Annotated in this window: 14 protein-coding genes and 1 pseudogene; 7 read left to right on the top strand and 8 right to left on the bottom strand. The window is 65.0% G+C overall.

Features of this window, described 5'->3' with window-relative positions:
- Nucleotides 1–11: 11 nt before the first annotated feature.
- The 4 genes and pseudogenes from CRD59_RS03470 to CRD59_RS03455 form a co-directional block, all read right to left on the bottom strand.
- A complete protein-coding gene (locus tag CRD59_RS03470) occupies nt 12–569 on the bottom strand; it encodes a type II secretion system F family protein (RefSeq protein ID WP_161522269.1) in 558 nt (185 codons plus the stop codon).
- Between the two features lies 1 nt (nt 570).
- A complete protein-coding gene (locus CRD59_RS03465; RefSeq protein WP_201736541.1) occupies nt 571–1,221 on the bottom strand; it encodes a pilus assembly protein in 651 nt (216 codons plus the stop codon).
- 212 nt (nt 1,222–1,433) lie between these two features.
- Nucleotides 1,434–2,468 (bottom strand): annotated as a pseudogene (locus CRD59_RS03460) (CpaF family protein); the annotation flags it as partial.
- The gene (locus CRD59_RS03455) at nt 2,465–3,415 is read right to left on the bottom strand and encodes a hypothetical protein (protein WP_127920933.1); all 951 of its coding nucleotides are present in this window, start codon (nt 3,413–3,415) and stop codon (nt 2,465–2,467) included. The pseudogene CRD59_RS03460 and the gene CRD59_RS03455, both read right to left, overlap by 4 nt.
- Before the next feature lie 483 nt (nt 3,416–3,898).
- On the opposite strand from CRD59_RS03455, the gene CRD59_RS03450 reads away from it, so the two are divergent.
- The 6 genes from CRD59_RS03450 to upp all read left to right on the top strand — a co-directional run bounded on the left by CRD59_RS03450 (nt 3,899) and on the right by upp (nt 11,498).
- Nucleotides 3,899–6,136, top strand: coding sequence for an RNA degradosome polyphosphate kinase (locus tag CRD59_RS03450; RefSeq protein ID WP_113853209.1), 2,238 nt, complete (start codon nt 3,899–3,901; stop codon nt 6,134–6,136).
- A 31-nt stretch (nt 6,137–6,167) separates the two neighbouring features.
- Nucleotides 6,168–7,238: an NUDIX hydrolase gene (locus tag CRD59_RS03445; protein ID WP_113853208.1), complete on the top strand. Its 1,071-nt coding sequence runs from the start codon at nt 6,168–6,170 to the stop codon at nt 7,236–7,238.
- Nucleotides 7,228–7,962: a thymidine phosphorylase gene (locus CRD59_RS03440; RefSeq protein WP_113853207.1), complete on the top strand. Its 735-nt coding sequence runs from the start codon at nt 7,228–7,230 to the stop codon at nt 7,960–7,962. Before CRD59_RS03445 ends, CRD59_RS03440 begins: the two co-directional genes overlap by 11 nt.
- 623 nt (nt 7,963–8,585) lie before the next feature.
- The gene (uhpT, locus tag CRD59_RS03435) at nt 8,586–10,007 is read left to right on the top strand and encodes a hexose-6-phosphate:phosphate antiporter (RefSeq protein WP_201736540.1); all 1,422 of its coding nucleotides are present in this window, start codon (nt 8,586–8,588) and stop codon (nt 10,005–10,007) included.
- 3 nt (nt 10,008–10,010) lie between these two features.
- Nucleotides 10,011–10,748: a histidine phosphatase family protein gene (locus CRD59_RS03430; RefSeq protein WP_113853205.1), complete on the top strand. Its 738-nt coding sequence runs from the start codon at nt 10,011–10,013 to the stop codon at nt 10,746–10,748.
- A 111-nt stretch (nt 10,749–10,859) separates the two neighbouring features.
- Nucleotides 10,860–11,498: a uracil phosphoribosyltransferase gene (upp, locus tag CRD59_RS03425; protein WP_113853204.1), complete on the top strand. Its 639-nt coding sequence runs from the start codon at nt 10,860–10,862 to the stop codon at nt 11,496–11,498.
- 88 nt (nt 11,499–11,586) lie between these two features.
- On the opposite strand, the gene CRD59_RS03420 is transcribed toward upp, so the two are convergent.
- The 4 genes from CRD59_RS03420 to CRD59_RS03405 all read right to left on the bottom strand — a co-directional run bounded on the left by CRD59_RS03420 (nt 11,587) and on the right by CRD59_RS03405 (nt 16,531).
- Nucleotides 11,587–12,636: a DMT family transporter gene (locus tag CRD59_RS03420; protein ID WP_236632700.1), complete on the bottom strand. Its 1,050-nt coding sequence runs from the start codon at nt 12,634–12,636 to the stop codon at nt 11,587–11,589.
- A 316-nt stretch (nt 12,637–12,952) separates the two neighbouring features.
- A complete protein-coding gene (locus tag CRD59_RS03415; RefSeq protein ID WP_113853203.1) occupies nt 12,953–14,071 on the bottom strand; it encodes a glycerophosphodiester phosphodiesterase family protein in 1,119 nt (372 codons plus the stop codon).
- 86 nt (nt 14,072–14,157) lie between these two features.
- Nucleotides 14,158–16,029 carry an ABC1 kinase family protein gene (locus tag CRD59_RS03410; RefSeq protein WP_113853271.1) on the bottom strand — a complete coding sequence of 624 codons (1,872 nt, stop codon included), beginning with the start codon at nt 16,027–16,029 and terminating at the stop codon, nt 14,158–14,160.
- Nucleotides 16,030–16,201: 172 nt separating this feature from the next.
- Nucleotides 16,202–16,531, bottom strand: coding sequence for a phasin family protein (locus tag CRD59_RS03405; protein ID WP_113853202.1), 330 nt, complete (start codon nt 16,529–16,531; stop codon nt 16,202–16,204).
- Between the two features lie 316 nt (nt 16,532–16,847).
- On the opposite strand from CRD59_RS03405, the gene CRD59_RS08155 reads away from it, so the two are divergent.
- On the top strand, nt 16,848–17,035 hold a 188-nt coding region (locus CRD59_RS08155), incomplete at its 3' end, for a hypothetical protein (protein WP_236632698.1).

Raw genomic sequence — 17,035 nt, 5'->3', positions numbered from 1 at the left:
CACAGTCATGGTCAGATGGACAGCCCCCCGGCGAAGGCCGCGATGCATGGCAGGACGCCGATCAGGATGAAGGCCGGGAGGATGCACAGGCCGGTCGGCAGGAGGATTTTGACGGCCAAAGCGGCGGAAGCCTCGTCCAGCCGCCGTCGCTGAGCCTGGTCCACCTGTTCGATTGTGGTCTCGATCCGGCCCAGGGGCGATATCCCATGCCGCCAGGAGGGCTCCAGGCAGTCACTCATGATCCGGAACCGATGCCCATAGCGAGGATGGGAGCAAGCCTGGGCCCACGCCGAGTACCAGTCGGTCCCTTGGTTGAGCAGGCGGGCGACGCCGGCCATGGGTTCACCCAGGTCGGCCTGGACCACCGAGCCAATCCTCTCCAAGGCGTGGGGGACGGAGGCTCCCTGGCGCACGCACACGGCCAGCATCTCCAAGAGGAGGGTCAGGGGCATGTCCTGATCCCCGGCAGCCGGGTTCAACCCTGCCAAGGAACGAGCCGGCCGCCGCAGCAACAGGTCCACCGCACAAGCGGTCAACAGGGCGGCGAGCGCATTTAGCACCGTCGTCATGTCATTCACCCGCCTGCTCATCCATGTCTTTGAGCAAGGCCCGCATCCACAGCAGTCCCAGCAGATAGCAGGCCACACCCAGGAGCAGGCAGATGCTGCCCGCGCCCGGTTTGAGCAGGAAGGCCAAGGGGTGAGCGCCCAGAAGGGATCCTAAAACCAGCGTGAGCACAGGCAGGGCCGACAGAAGTTTGACGGTGGCCTTGGGCATGGCGAAGGCTGCTCCACGCGCCCGGGCCAATCGGTCCATCCGACGATAGGACGCGCCGACTGCATCAAGGCAACGGGAGGCTTGACACCCCAGGCGCTCGCTCAAGCAGCAGGAGACCTCCAAGGCGTAAGCGACCGAAGACACCTGGCTCACGGTCTCCTTGGGCATGCGTCGGGCTTCCAGCATGGATCTGACACGCCCGTAGCTGACCCGGCGGGTGGCGAACGTCCGGCCGGCCTGCTCCTCGAAGGCACCGACGAGAGTCCCACCGTTGCGCATATATGCGGAAAGTGAAGAGATGACCGCCGCTATGCCAATACGGGTCAGCTCACCGCCGCGGCGGGCCCCGAAGGCTCTGAGACGGGAAGCGGAGGAAGAATGCGGCCAAGCAAGGAGCACTGCCAGGGCGGCCCAGACAGCCGCCCAGAAAGAGGAGGGGGCCATGGATGTCATCATATGCCCCCCGCCGCATGTACCGGCCTGCGACGAATCGGTGCACCGAAAACCGAACCTGCGGCACCCGTCCGGACAGCGCGACCCCCGGTGGCCTCAAGCGGCCGCGGCGGCGGGCCGGTCCGACGGGCGACACCGGGTGCCCGGGCCAGGGCGGCCAAACCCGGCGAACCTTCAGCGACAGCGGAAGGGACGACCCCGGTGATTCCCCAGCGGTCGGCGAACATGGGCCATAGATCCCCATATCGGGGGGCACTGGACCCATCCCAGGTGCAGACGGGCCGCCCCGTCAATCGTCCTTGGCCATCCAGACCCAGCAGACCTATCTGGGCGATCCTACGGCGGCCGCCTGAACGCTCCAGGTGGATGACGGCATCGAAGGCGCCTTCGGTCAACGCTGCGAGCGCCCGCGGGTCCAGTCCGGCCAGGAGCCCCAGCGTGGCCAGGCGGGAGGGCACCCGACCCACCCCGTCCGCGTGGAGGGTGACCATTCCTCCATGGTGCCCGGAGTTGAAGGCACGCAACAGGTCCGCCACCTCTTCACCCCGGCATTCGCCCAGGATGATTCTGTCGGGCCGCATCCGCAGCGTGGCCTTGATGAGCTCGGGCAGGCCGACGGCCCCGGCCCCCTCCACATTTGCCTCGCGCGCTGCCAGGGACACGTGATCTCCATGGCCTGGAAGCGCCCCCAGTTCCCGTACCTCCTCCACCGACACAATTCGCTCATCGGTCCGGCATTCACCCAGCAGGGCCTTGAGCAGGGTGGTCTTCCCGGCACCTGTACCCCCGGTGACCATCAGCGTCGCCTGTCCGGCGACCAGGTTCTTGAGCACACCAACCCAGGGGGCCGGACACAGGCCGGCCGCCGCAAGGGCGACAAGCCCCGGCCGCGCCCGGTCAGGCAGACGGATGGATATGGAAGCGCCCTCGGCCACGAGCGGCGGGATGACCGCATGGATACGAATCCCCCCGACGGTGGAAGCGTCGGCGATGGGGCAGGAATCGTCCAAACGCCTGCCCAGCTGTGAGCTCAATTGCACCGCGTACTCACGCACCATGGCAGGCCCGGTGAAACCCGGATGGATCCGGCGCTCCTTCATCCCCGCACCCGCATCCGCCCAGACGCGCCCATCCCCCGTTACCGCGATGTCGGTCACTTTCGGGTCCTCGGCCAACTCACGCAGATAGCCGAAGGCAAGCCCAGCGTCCGACCGGAGGCCCTCCGCAACCGCTCTCATGCCCGCCCCTTCCCCACCGGTTCGAGTCCAGCCGCTTCCTCAATCCGATCGGCCAGACCCTCCAACGGTTTGCGGTAGGACCTGGGTATGCGATCCACACCCAGCCCGTTCATGATGCTCGCAGCCAGACCGCCGTCAGGTCTGAAAACGGCCGCCAGGGGTCGCCCCAGGAAGCCTTCGGCCTCGGCGCGGTCGACAGGCGGCGGACGTCGCATCCCACGCGGCACGAGACCGACCAGGAGGGTGCGGCCGTCAGCATGTCCACCGACGACCGGGTCGGCGCCCAAACGGGCCAGAAGGGCCCGGGTGCGTGCCAAACCCAGCACGGTCATCTCAGCCAGGACCAGGCGGGGCTGCCCCGCCAAGGACTCCAACTCGTCCAGACCGCGCCCATCGGCCCCATCCACCAGCACGAGCTCGGCCCCCTCCTCCAGCGCCCGAAGGGCCGCGTCCAGGTCCCAGGCCTGGGGAGCAGGCCCCGTCCAGGGGTCCGAGCTCAGCACAGCCATGCCCTCCCACTTGGGCAGCTCGTGTTCCAAAGCGCCCGGGTCCATCCGTCCCAGCGGCGCCTCCAACTCGCTCAAGCGCAGGCCCGGGTCAGATTCCAAGCCCAGTAGCACATCCATGCCACCGGCAGCACGGTCGGCATCCACAATCGCGCAAGCATGCCCCCGTCCGGCCAGCGTCTTGGCGCACAGGGCCAGACAGGTCGACAGCCCCGCCCCACCGCAAGCCGAGAGGAAGACCACCGCCGATCCAGCGGCCTGCCTTCCGCTGTTTCCCGGTCTATCCCCATCACCAGCGGCCATCGCCTGCGTAACCCTTCGCTTCCTGTCCTCATAGAGCAGGTGCCGGGGCGGGCGGCGGGAGGCGACCCCACGGCCCCCCACCGCCGCACGCCCATCCCGCCTCGAACCCAGCCGGCTTTCATGCTTTGCATAGCTCATGCTCCGATTACACCCGTCCAACCACATAAGCACCAAACCCCTCCGACAATGTGGTCAAACGTGGATTAAACCGCGACACGCCTCGAATGGAGCCATTCCACTGGACCGAGCCACCCCAAAGCGACAAGTCCGCACACCCGCCGGCCCCAAACGCACAACAAGCCAAGCCAGTCCTGTCCGAACGCACACGAGCGCACACTTGTGCACCGCAGCCCTTCAAAGCCCACAGCCCGCTTGCCAAGCGTCAGAAGCCTGCGATAATAGGAAGCACAAGGTCGAATTGAACAGAGCGGAAGCCCACAAAAGTGTATGGTCACAAAGATCAATACGTTGGACGGGCGTGTGAAGAACAGGTGCTTACCGTCGCAACGATGAAGTTGTGAAGAGTTCCGCTTTGGAATACGAGCCTTGTGGAAACGGCCCCTGAAGGGGCCGTTTTCTTGTGTTTGCAAGCCGTCGGCCCAGCGCATACAGTACGGTACTATGGTTCAGAAATTCGACGCGCCCACCAAGGCGATCCTCAAACGCCAAATCGCCGAGCATATAGCGGAGAGCGAGAAGCCCGACCGCCACCAGGTCGTGCCCGACGACGCCGGGCCCCTGCCCGAGGACCGCTATTTCGACCGGGAGATCTCCTGGCTCAAGTTCAACAAGCGCGTGCTCCAGATGGCCCAGGACGAGTCCATCCCCCTGTTGGAGCGGGCGAATTTCGCAGCGATCTTCGCTTCCAATCTGGATGAGTTCTTCATGGTACGCGTCGCCGGCCTGAAGCGCCGTGTCGACACAGGTATCGCCGTGCCCGCCGCCAGCGGTCTGAGCCCCCGCCAGCAGCTGCGCGCAATCTCAGAGCAGGCCCACAAGCTCCAATCCGAACACGCCCACTATGCGATTGACACGATCCTGCCGGCCCTGGCCGCCGAGCATATCGTCCTACTCAAGTGGAGCCAGCTGACCGCAGGCGAGCAGGAGCGGCTTTCCCGCTTCTTCCACCGGCAGGTCTTCCCGGTCCTGACCCCGCTGGCCGTGGACCCCGCCCATCCATTCCCCTATATTTCCGGTAATTCGCTCAACCTCGCGGTCCTGGTGGAGAACCCCACTTCCGGCAAGACCCACTTCGCGCGGGTCAAGATCCCGGACAACATGCCCCGACTGGTGGCGGTCGACGACCTGACCGACGAGGAGGCACGCGAAGAGCGCTACGGCTTCATCACCATGGAGAACCTGGTCATCGCCCACCTGGAGTCCCTCTTCCCGGGCATGCGGATCAAAGAGGCCCGTTCCTTCCGCCTGACCCGCAACGAAGACATCGACGTGGAGGAAGACGATGCCGAGAACCTGCTGAACGCCATGGAGAAGGAACTCCTCCAGCGCCGTTTCGGTCCGCCCATCCGCCTGGAGATCTCCGACACGGCATCCCCCTTCCTCTCCCAGCTGCTGGCCGGCAAGCTGCGCGTGTCCAACGACGAGGTCTACCGCCTGCCCGCCCCCTTGGACATGACCGTGCTCTATGAGCTCCAGTCCATAGACCGGCCCGACCTGAAATTCCGGCCTTTCATCCCCACCACCAACCGGCAGATCGCACAGGTGGAGTCCAGCCGCGCCCAGGACATCTTCGCCTCCATCCGCGAGGGTGACATACTCCTGCACCACCCCTACGACTCCTTCTCCACATCCGTCCAGGCCTTCCTGGCGCAGGCGGCGGCCGACCCGCGCGTGCTGGCCATCAAACAGACCCTCTACCGCACCTCCGGCAACTCGCCGATCATCGACGCGCTGGTGGACGCGGCCCACGCCGGCAAGCAGGTCCTGGTCCTTGTGGAGATCAAGGCGCGATTCGATGAGGAGGCCAACATCGCCTGGGCCCGAAAGCTGGAGCGTGCCGGCGTGCATGTGGTCTACGGCATCGTCGGGCTCAAGACCCACTGCAAGCTCTCACTGGTGGTGCGGCAGGAAAGCGACGGCCTCAGACGATACTGCCATGTGGGCACCGGCAATTACAACCCCAAGACCGCCCGTTCCTATACTGATCTCGGTCTCCTGACCTGCGACCCTGTGGTCGGCCAGGACCTGACCCGCCTGTTCAACCAGCTGTCCGGCTATGCACCCAAATCCAGCTTCCACCGCCTCCTGGTGGCCCCACGCACCGTACGCACAGGGTTGATCGCGCGCATCCGGCGCGAGGAGCAGGCCGCCCGCGCCGGCCACGAGGCTTGGATCAAGATAAAGGTCAATTCAATCGTGGACGAGCAGACCATCGACGCGCTCTACCGGGCCAGCCAGGCCGGCGTCAAGGTGGACATCGTCGAACGCGGCATCTGCTCCCTGAAACCCGGAGTGCCGGGACTGAGCGAAAACATCCGCGTACGCTCGATCCTGGGACGGTTCCTGGAACACTCCCGGGTCTTCGCCTTCGCCAACTCCCAGGGCCCGCAAATCGGCGAAGGCCCCATCTCAGGACCGGAGGTGTGGATCGGTTCGGCCGATCTGATGCACCGGAACCTGGACAGACGCGTGGAGGCCCTGGTACGCATATCGGCCCCCGAGGAAGTGGAAACGCTGATCAAGTACATCGACCTGCAGATGGCCGACTCCACCTCCTCCTGGCACATGCAGGCGGACGGCTCCTATGTGCGCCACTCACGCGACGACCAAGGCCGACCGCTGACCGACTGCCAGGAATTCCTGATCGACAGGCATTCACGGGGCGGCCGGCGCCACTGACCGGGCCACCGGGCATAGGAGGGGGAACACCATGAGCGCTACAGTCGAAGCGGCCGGCGCCATACTCTACCGCTGGCAGGGGCAAGGACGGGGCCAGGTGGATGAAGCCCCCAAGCCCGGCACGGACCCGCACGACCTGCTGGGTCAGGTACGCCTGTGCATGGTCCACCGACCCAAATACGACGACTGGTCGTGGCCCAAAGGCAAGCTCGAGCCCCATGAGACCCATGCCCATGCGGCGGCCCGCGAAGTCGGCGAGGAGACCGGACGCGTGATTCGCATGGGCCCTTACCTGGGCGAGGCCGAATACCCACTGTCAAGCGAAGGCGGCCATCGGACCTCCCGGGGCAATGGGAGGCGCAAGCACATCGTCTATTGGATGGCCGGCCTGGCCGGTGAGGAGCGCGCGGACCGCCTCAAGGCCGTGATCGGACGCGTGGGTTCCCCGGACCCGGACGAGGTGGATGAGGTGGCATGGGTCAGTGTCAAGAAGGCCCGCAAACGGCTCACCCACGCCTCCGACCGGCAGATCCTGGACCTGTTCGTGGAGCGGGCCAAGCAGGGGGCGCTGACCGGTGCGACACTGATTATCGTGCGACACGGCAAATCCGTGGCCCGCAAGGAGTGGAGCGGGGACGACGCCCAACGTCCCCTCACCCCCCGGGGTGCCGCCGCCGCCTATGCCCTCAACAGGGAACTGGCCTGCTGGGCTCCGGATACCCTCTTCTCCTCACCCTGGACCCGCTGCCTGCAGACCGTGCGCCCGTATGCGTCCGAGACCGGACAGCCGATCGAGGAGGCTGCCTGCCTGACCGAGACGGCCTTCGCCGACGAACCAGGGCTGGCCTACGCCTGGCTGGATGCGCTGATGGAGGATTGCCTGAACCGGCGCTCCACTACACTGGTGTGTATGCACCGGCCAGTCCTGGGCGGCGTCTTCGACCACCTGCGCGGCCTGTGCGCATCCAAGTCCGTGGCTCGCCTCCTGGCCAAGCGCTCCCCGTACATGCCCACCGGCACAGCCCTGGCCCTCCACTTCGTTCAGGGGCGGGAAGGCCCCAGCATCATCGATATACAGAAGGCGATACCCATTGTCTACTAACAGCTTCGATTCCTCTTCCATCCTTTCCTCCCGCTCGGGCTTTGTGTCCTCCGGCCCCTCCCGCCCTTCACGGCCTGGACAGTTGGACCCGGCGGTCATCGAGCAGATCTCCGGCGGCGCTGACCCGCAGCAGGTCAGCGAGATGAGCCACGTATCCGCGGCCTCTTTACTTGATAAAGTCCATCACACGACCGACCCGGAGGTGGTACGGCGGGTGGTGACTCTGGTAGACCGCGAGGGCGTGGACATTGTGGCCGAACTCTGGTCCGACGCCGCCCCCGACACCCTGCCCGGCATCCTCTGGAGACTTTACCTGTTGCGCAGCTGGATGCGCCGCCAGGGCCACGCGATCAGCGAGCTGTGGCGAATCGGCGAGCCCCGTGACACCGCTGCGTCCGCCATCGCCGGCGTGGATGCGGCCCCTGATGCCGCCGCCATGGCACGCACGGCCGATTCCATCCTCTCAGGTGCCTTCACTGGTGATTTCGCGCTGGCCCTGGACCGCGCAGCCGCCTTCTGCGAGGTTATCGCCCGGGGGCTTAAGGCCGGTATCCCCACCTTCGAACAGGCCCCACAAGCCGTCCAGCACCTGCAGGCCTCACAGGACGCGGGTCAGGCCGGCAAGAACCAGGCGGCCGCCCGCAAGACCGTCTCGGCCCTGACCGCCACAGCCAAGGATTTCGCCAAGGCCGCCCTCCTCTGGCGGCAGGGCCGGTTGGAGTAGCAGGCCCCACAACAGCGGTTGCGAACGCCGACAGTCATCCGCTTAAACACCCCGGTCTCAATTGACACGGGTGCTCCAGGCCCAGATGCACCATTCCACCCCCGCCACCACGCCACCCACCGGTTGGACACGCCCGGAGGGCTGGCGCTGAGCGAAAAATCGGCCATACCTGGCAACCGGAGGCCCGGGGGCAGTAATATGGGATGTGCGTCGGGCCGTGCTTAAGCCCCGGGCTCCGTTTGTTGCCGCTTCGAGCGGCGTTTGCGCCGACAGGCGCTTTCGCGGTCCGGCGTTTTCATTCGTCTTGCCTTATCTTGGCGAGACCCCCCCCCCAAAAAAAATACACATGGATTCGCATGCCGCGATGAGGCGACGGGAATTCACGCGCTTCCGCCATCACCCTTCGTTCCTGTACGTCGACCTGCCTATCCCCTGATTTGACCCTCGGTGTGCAAGCGCTATTATTAAGCCTGCTGACTTGCTGCGTAATGCCTACTATGGCGAAAACATGCGGAATCGTTGCGGTTGCAATCGAGAGGGAGATTGCCCCGCATCGGGGGCGCCTGTTCATCACGGAACCGGTCAGCGCTCCAAGCTGCGGCTCTACAAGGAGGTCAACCGCCGTGTCCAAATACACATTCAGTCTGGCTTTCGAGAAGCATGTCCCCAAAGTGGACCTGCCTCTCTCCGACCAGCGCAAGGCCTGGTTCAAGGAATTCATGAAGCCGTTCATCATGGTGACCTTGCTCTACAGCACCATGTACTTCGTGCGCGACGATTTCAAGGCCGCGCAGCCGCTGCTGAAGCAGCAGATGGGCCTGACCACCCAGCAGCTGGGCCTGGTGGGCTTCGCCTTCTCCGTGGCATACGGCTTAGGCAAAATCGTCGTCGGTTACATCGTGACCAACAAGGACAACAAGAAGGTCGCCTCGATCATGCTCCTGGCAGCCTCCGTGGTGGTCATGTGCGTGGGCTTCCTGCTCACCATGAGCCAGGTGCCCTTCGGCTGGCTGCTCTCCCTGTGGGCAGTGAACGGCGTCATCCAATGTGCGGCGGGACCCGCCTGCGCCGGCACCATCCTGAACTGGACGACATCCAAGAACTACGGGCGCTATTACGGCGCCTGGTCCGCCTCCCATAACATCGGCGGCGGTCTGGCCGGTATCTTCTCCCTGTGGTGCGCACAGACCTTCTTCCATGGCCATGTGTACGGCATGTTCATCGCCCCCGCGCTCGTGGCGTTCGTCGTCGCGTTCGTCTGCTTCTTCGTAGGCAAGAACCGGCCCGAGGACCTCGGCTGGGGCACCGCCGAGGAGATCTTCGACGAGCCGCCGAAAGCCGAGGACCAGGAATCCAGCAACGACTCCACCTGGGAGCTGTTCCGCAAGTACCTGCTGGCCAACCCGCTGGTCTGGGTCCTGTGCTTCTCCGATGTGTTCGCCTACGTACTGAGGGTCGGCATCGACAACTGGTCCTCCTTGCGCGTGACCGAGCAGCTGGGCTTCTCCAATGAGGTCGGCGCCCAGGCCATCTTCTACTTCGGCATGGGCTCTATGATCGGCTGCATCATCTGGGGCGCCATCTCCGACGCCTTCGGTGGCCGCCCCGGCCTGGTGTCCCTGATCGATCTGGGCCTGGCACCTATCCCGCTGGTGGCCTACCAGTTCGCCAAGACCCCGATGACGGTCATGGTCTCCCTCTTCTTCCTGGGCATGTTCGCTTTCGGACCGCAGGTGCTGATCGCCATTTCGCAGTTCGCGGTCGTGCCGAAGAAAGCCGCCGCCCTGGCCGGGGGCATCCTGGGCGCCTTCGCCTACCTGCTCGGCGACTCCACCGGCAAGCTGGTCCTTGCCCGGATCGCCGATTCCACCGCTTCCGGCATCACCATGTTCGGCCATGTCTTCCACGGCTGGAACGATACATTCGCACTCCTGTATGGGGCCATTGCCTGCTCCTTCCTGCTGCAGATCATCGTGACCGTCCACGAGGAGCGCAAGATCAGGAGCACCAGGAAACTCGCGGCGGCGAAGAAGACGGAGGACTGAACGATGAGCGACGAAGGCATGCAGCGGCCGGTGACGATCTACCTGGCACGCCACACGCAGACCACCTCCAACATCATGGACATCATGCAGGGTTGGTCCGATTTCCCGGTAACCCAGGTAGGGCGCGGCATCATCCGCCGCCTCGGCCGGGGCATGCGTGGGATCGACTTCACCGCCGCCTATTGCGGCACCCTCCCCCGGCACTACCAGACAGCCCGCGGGGTGCTGGATGGTTCGGGCAACCAGGGGGTTTCCATCCAGATGGACCCCGACCTGCGCGAGGACAACTTCGGCTCGTTCGAAGGCCACAGCACCTCCGGCTCCATGCAGGCCGCGATAGAACACATGGGTTACACGACCATGGCCGAGGGCGAGGCCGACAGAGGCAGCAAGGTCCATCTGGACATCCAGGACGCCCTGTACGAAATGGACCGGGCGGACACGCTCAAGACCGATCTTGACCCGAAGGACCGGGCGGAATCATCGGCGCAGGTGCAGGATCGCATGAACGCGGCCATGACCCGCATCGCCCGCAAGACCGTGGAGGACGGCGGCGGCAACGTACTGGTGATAAGCTCCGGCCTGAGCATCCGCCAGTTCCTGTATGTGGTGGACCACCACGCCGACTTCTCGGACCCGGACAACGCCACGGTGACCAAGCTCACCTACCAGGACGGCCGTTTCTCAATCGTCGGTGAGGTCTGCTCTTCCGAATATTACGAGCGCGGCGGCGAAGAGTAACCGTCAGCCCCCAGCCCCGGCAGGTACATCCCATGCGGATCCCGGCCGGGGCTCACTGTATGCGGGAACGCCCGCAAAGCCGAGGCCCCACCTTGCGCTAGGCTTGGAGGCATGGAACTCCACGTATTACAGCACCCGCTCATCGAGCACAAGCTCACCGTACTGCGGGACAAGAAGACCCCCTCCAACACCTTCCGAGAGCTGACCAGCGAGCTGGTCATGCTCGAGGCCTATGAAGCCACCCGCAACCTCGATATCGAGGATGCCGCTATTGAGACCCCCGTAGCGCCGATGATCGGCAAAAAGCTGGCCTCCCCTCGTCCGATGGTCGTGCCGGTCCTGCGCGCCGGACTGGGCATGCTTGACGGCATGACCCGCCTTCTGCCCACCGCCGAGGTCGGCTTCCTGGGCATGAAGCGCGACGAGAACACGCTCGACATCATCACCTACGCCAACCGCCTGCCCGAGGACCTCTCCGGCCGCCAGTGCTTCCTGCTGGACCCCATGCTGGCCACCGGTGGCACCCTGATTGCCGCGACCAACTACCTGGCCGAACGCGGCGCCAAGGACGTGACCTCGATCAACATCCTGGCCGCTCCCGAGGGCCTGGAACGGCTGAAAGCCGAGATGGACCCCAAGATCAACCTGAAGGTCGTGGTCTGCGCGGTCGACGAGAAGCTCAACGACCACGCCTACATCGTCCCCGGCCTGGGCGACGCCGGCGACCGTCTCTACGGCGTCATCGACTGAGCATACACACGCTCAGGCTCGGGGCCCCCGAATCGACTCGGCATCGATCCGGGGGCCCCATCTCTAAGGAGGACGATTCCGTCGCGTCTCAGCTGACGGAGACGACCTGGGGCTTGGGGACCGGCTTGGGCACACGATGGCCGAAGTGCACGACCGACAAGAGGATGGCGCTGAAGATCAGCACGAACCCGATCAGGGAGGTGGTGGTGATGCGTTCACCCATGAATATCGCGGAGAAACCTACTGAGAACAGGGATTCCGTGCACAGTATGATAGAAGCGGTCCCCGCAGCCACGTGTGCCAGCCCGACGTTCTGCATGATCTGCGCAGCGAAGGTGGCGCACAGAACCAGGTAGAGGAAGCTCAGGATAACCGGTGTCCTGAACCAGGCGGCCGAAGGCGCGGGTTCGGTGAGCAGGGCGCCGACCAGGAAGCAGGCACCGGCCACCGCGAACTGCATGAAGGTCATGGACAGCGGCGAGAACGAACGGGCGAAGTGCGCCATCAGGGCCAGATTGAAAGCGTAGGCCAGGGCGCAACCCAGCGTCATCACATCCGCCCCCGACAGGGACAGCGAGGCCGACCCGGGTTTCAGGGCCACGAATCCGACTCCGACCAGGCAGACAAGTGCGGCGATGATGTTCACCATACGGGGCCGATGGCGGAAGATGGCCCAGATGGCGAACGGCGTCAGGACGCAGTAGGAAGCGGTCAGGAAGGCGCTGCGGCCGGGTTCCTCGTCCCTGAGCGCTATGGTCTGCAGGCACATGTGCAGGTAGTAGGTCCCCCCGATGGCCAGCGAGGGCAGGATGACCGAAGGCTTCAGATGGGGCAGGATCCGCTTGTGGAAGGCGGCGAGCATGAGCAGGCAGGCGCCCGACATCCGTAGGAACATGAGCCATTGCGGACTGATTGCACTGATGGCGACCTTGGCCATCAGATAGGAGCCACCCCACAGGGCTGCACAGCACAGGAGCAGGATCCGGGCCAGGCTCGGGGGGAACGAGAGGGTGACATACCGGTAGAGCTTGCCGAAGCCGGCCCGCAGCATACGGAAACGGCCCCCCATGCCCGTTCCATCCCCATGGAGCGCGCGCATACCGCCCTTGACGACCCGTACACCCGAATGAAAACTCATCTTCGCCCAGCCTTATAGCGACGTTTGGTTGGCCCGTACACCCTCAAGGAGTAGCTTCACTATAGACAGGGGCGGAAGTCAACATGCCGCAGGCGAATGTAAAGGGAATGTGTGGATATTGTGTGCATTATCCATAGGACAAACGCTGCGCTCCCCCGGGTACAGGCCGCACAGACCGGCCCGCATCGATCCAGGTCCATAAGAACCGGCAGGCGCAGACCTCCGTCCCGCCTTTGCGGCGTATGCAGAGCGGCTCCACGCCCAGACCTCACCCGGGGGATGTCGCCCGTCAACAGTCCCTCCTGCGGCGGCCGATTCAATACGTGACGGCGGGCAGGTAGGACTCGAAGATGCACAGGTCGAAGGAGGACGCCGCCTCTCGCTCGGCCTGGCGCGAGCGCACGGTCCAAGCCACCGGGGTGCCGCCCAAGGCCCGGAATAGGCGCATGGGCAGGCTGCGCCCGCCGTGCCACTCATAGGCCATGAAATCAGGCCGGCCCAGCCAGTTGAGCAGGAGAGCGCCGGCCGCCGCCTCCAACAGGTCGGAGCCCGACCGCACGCGCCCATGGTATGGCGCCGCCAGCTGCCCCCGGAGGACCGAAGGGCGGTGACGCCGGTACCAGGCCAGGGCCAGGGGATTGAAGGATTCAATCACATAAGGCCCCTCATAGGCGGCCAGGAGGACGTCGGCCCGCTCCATGAGCTCCCGGTCCAGTTCCCGGCCCATCTTGTACTCCACAATCAGGGGCACCCGCCCGGCCACGAGTTCCAGCACGTCCGCCAGTAGGGGGACATGGATGACCTCGGACCGTTTGGCGTGGCGGCCCCTCCCTCCCCCGGCCTCCACCGATCCGCCTTCACCCGGCCCGGAAGCGATCGGTATCCGGCACAGTTCCTCGTAGGTCAGATCGGCCACCTTCCGCCCGTCCGCGGCCACCCGATTGAGGTCGTCGTCGTGGACAACCACCACCTGCCTGTCCCTGCTCAGACGCACATCCAATTCGATGCCGTACCCCAGCCGGCAGGCCGCCGCGAAAGCAGGGAGCGAGTTCTCGGGGGCGACGGAGATGTCGGAGGGACCCGATCCGACTGCCGCCACCTGTTGCGTGATCGCCTCAGGCCAGACACCCGAATGCCCACCCGCCGCGTGCGCACCCGCATGTCGGTGCCCGTCCTCGTTCCGGGCGGCCCTTCGGGCTGCCTCCACATATGCGCGTTCATCCGCTCCGGCCCGGGTCCGATCGGACTCAATCCCCGATCCGGCATCATGCAGACCGCGATGGGCATAGTGGGCCACAGGCATCTCGCTGGCGCACTGCAGCCTGCGCAGTGAATCGCCCCGCGGTGCCAGCGCCCAGACACCAGCCGCCCCTGCGGCCAGTCCGGCTCCTATCAGCGCTTCCCCGACCTTGGCCACCCGCCGTATACTCCCCATCGCGCACCTCCGCCCACTTATCCTAGCCAAAAGACGGGTCATACCCCCCCCCCCCATACGCAAGCCCCTGGGCCCCTGTGTGCCGCTCAGCTGGACTTGTGCCTGGTCTGGCGGCGTTTGGAGGCACGGTTCTTGAGCAGGATGTCGAGGACGATCCAGGCGGAGAGGATGAAAGCCACCACGTAGCCCAAGAGCCCGACCAGGGGGATGCCAAAGAAGAATGGCTTGATCCGGGCGAAGTAGACAATCGAGGAGCCGACATAGAGCCCCACCACAATCAGGGCCATAGCCAGACGGTTGACCATGTCGGACAGTTGGCGCAGGGGCTCCTCGGAGCCGACGATCTGCACATTGGCCCGTAGCTGTCCGCGTGTGAGCATGCGGGCGGCGGTGCGCGACTCAGCCAGGGCCCCCAACAGCCCGTGGACGGCCAGGTCGGACTCCAGACCAAGCTTCCTGCCACCCTGCTTGAGCCGGTCACCCATGCTCACCGAGGAAGTGACATGCTGGGTGATGATCTGCACCATGTTCGCATTGGGGAGGAATTCGTCGAGCAGGCCTTCGAGCGTGACCAGACAGCGGGCGACCATGGTCACCGAACTGGGCACCTTGATGTTGTGCCTCTGGGCCAGGAGCATGATCGAACTGATGTATTCGGCGATGTCCAGGTCGGCCAGGTCCACCTTGCCATATTCCTGCACGATCGCATCCAGATCGCTGAGCAGCGTGGAATAGTCGTCGGGCCGCGTCTCGGCGGTGCCGGTGAAGCGCAGCAGCCCCTCGGCCAGGGCCGGCGAATCCTCCTTGCCCACGGCGAAGATCATGTCCTGCAGGACGGCTCGGGTCTTGGCATCCAACCGCCCCACCATACCCAGGTCTATGAGGACTATCCGGCCATCGCGGATGATGATGTTCCCCGGGTGGGGGTCGGCATGGAAAAAGCCGGCATCCAGGATCTGCGTGGCATAGTTGTCAACCAGCTTGGTGCCGATCTCGCCCAGGTCATAGCCTGCGGCCACCAATCGTCCGGGCTTGGAGACCGAAATGCCCTCGACATAGTCCATGACCACCACATGCTCGGTGCATAGGTCCAGGTACGGCTTGGGGCAGTCGATATAGGCGTAGGGCCGGCAAAATTGCTTGAATTCCTCCAGATTATGTGCCTCGGCCACGAAATTGGTCTCGGTCTGGAAGGTCTGCCAGAGCTCCTCGACCACGCCCTTGATGTCCACCACCTGAGCCCGCTTGGGCGCCACCCGCCCGGCCCACTTGACGAAGGTGCGCATGATGTCGATGTCCTGCACCATGGTCTCGCGCACGCCCGGCCGTTGCACCTTGACGGCCACGTCCTCGCCGGTCACCAGCCGCGCCCGGTGCACCTGGGCCAGGGAGGCGGAACCCAGCGGCGTGGGGTCAATGGAGGCGAAGATCCGCTCAAGCGGCCGGTCGTACTCCTGTGCCAGCGTATCCATGACCGTGGCATAAGGGATGGGATCGGCATCGGCACGCAGCTTGGAGAGCTCGTGGCAAAAAGCATCGGGAAGGATCTCCGAGCGCATGGACAGGATCTGCCCCATCTTGACGAAGGTGGGCCCCAGGGCTTCGAACATGAGCCGCATGGTCACCGGCGTGAGCCCGTGCAAGGCATCGAAGTGGGCCGCGATCCGCGCGATCTGGTGCAGACGCTTCATCCGCGCCCGCCTGGTGGGCCGGTACCCGTCCACTTCATGGTCCGGACCCTGCCCACTCAACCCGAAGAGCCCGATCGTGGGTTCCGGCCGGCTGGCGGCCCCCCGGGCGTGAAACTGGCTTTGCCTGGAAACGGCGGGGGAAGCAGTGCCGGATCCTGCTGCCGGCCCCGATCCGCTGTGAGGGGGATTGCCCTGACTGGTACCGGGCCTGGCAGGGGGGACCTGCGAAGATTCGGTCCGGGCGGAGCCGGTCCACACGGATTCCATCCGGGCAGGGTCGGAATCGGCGTGGCCGGAACCTGCCGCGTCCGTATCGGTGCTGTCCATCCGCCCTACCCCTTTCGGCTTTCTGCTGTCCGATATGACTGACACCCGCACGCCCGTCCGGACTTGCGGGCCACGCCCGGGTCCGTGTCATCCGGCCAGCGAAAGGCCCGGCTCAGTCCTCGGTCTTTATGTTGTAGACAGTGCCAGGTGTAGGGGTCGGGATCGGGGACGCAGGATGATTCTCAGCCTCGGCCTTGGCGCTTCCGGCTCCATCCGCGCCCGCGCCCGGCCTGCTGGCACGAGCATCCTTGGCTTCCTGTCGTTTGGCGTCGGCCTTACGCTTGAGCTCGGTGTTGAGCTCCTTACCCTGGTTGACTGTCAGCTCGCCCTTCTCGACCAGCTGGTCCACGATTTCCTGGCCTTTCTCCATACCAGTGGCCAGGGCGCCGATACCCGCCAGCATCACCTTGCGCAGTCCGTCCCCTAAGTTCAAATCACCCATCGTAAGCCTCCTTGGTTCCTGCCGCGCACCCAAGGGCACGGCCCGTATGCCAATTCTAGCCGCACCGCCCGGGCTTCGCCCCTTCCTGGCCCCAAAGCGCACACGTGTCGTCATTTCAACGGTCCGGCCGGCACCTGCTGTTAACATGGTGACTATCTATTGGAAAAATCCGAAGCATCTGGCTGGGGAACCGTAGGCTCCGGGATGGAAACAAAACGATTTCGCCGGGCTATGGCGTGCGCGAACGCCATAGCCCGACCGGAGGGGTTACATGCGCCGCTGCCATACCGTGAATGCTCTCACAGCTCTCATATCCATGATTATCCTGGGGGGGGGGGGTCTGCTAACAGCCCGTCCCGCCCACGCTGACCCCGCACAGACCAACCCACTCCTCCGCGGCGGAGTACCCGCCAGTGAAACCGTAGACGGCTTCACCCTCTCCCCCACCAAGGGCCCCGCCAACACGGCCGGCACCCACACCACCATCACCCCACCCTCACCGCC

The sequence above is a fragment of the Bifidobacterium xylocopae genome, assembly GCF_003315615.1.
GTDB classification, from domain to species: Bacteria; Actinomycetota; Actinomycetes; order Actinomycetales; family Bifidobacteriaceae; genus Bombiscardovia; species Bombiscardovia xylocopae.
The sequence above is the reverse complement of the archived record's forward strand: the minus strand, read 5'-3'. Positions and strand labels throughout refer to the sequence as shown.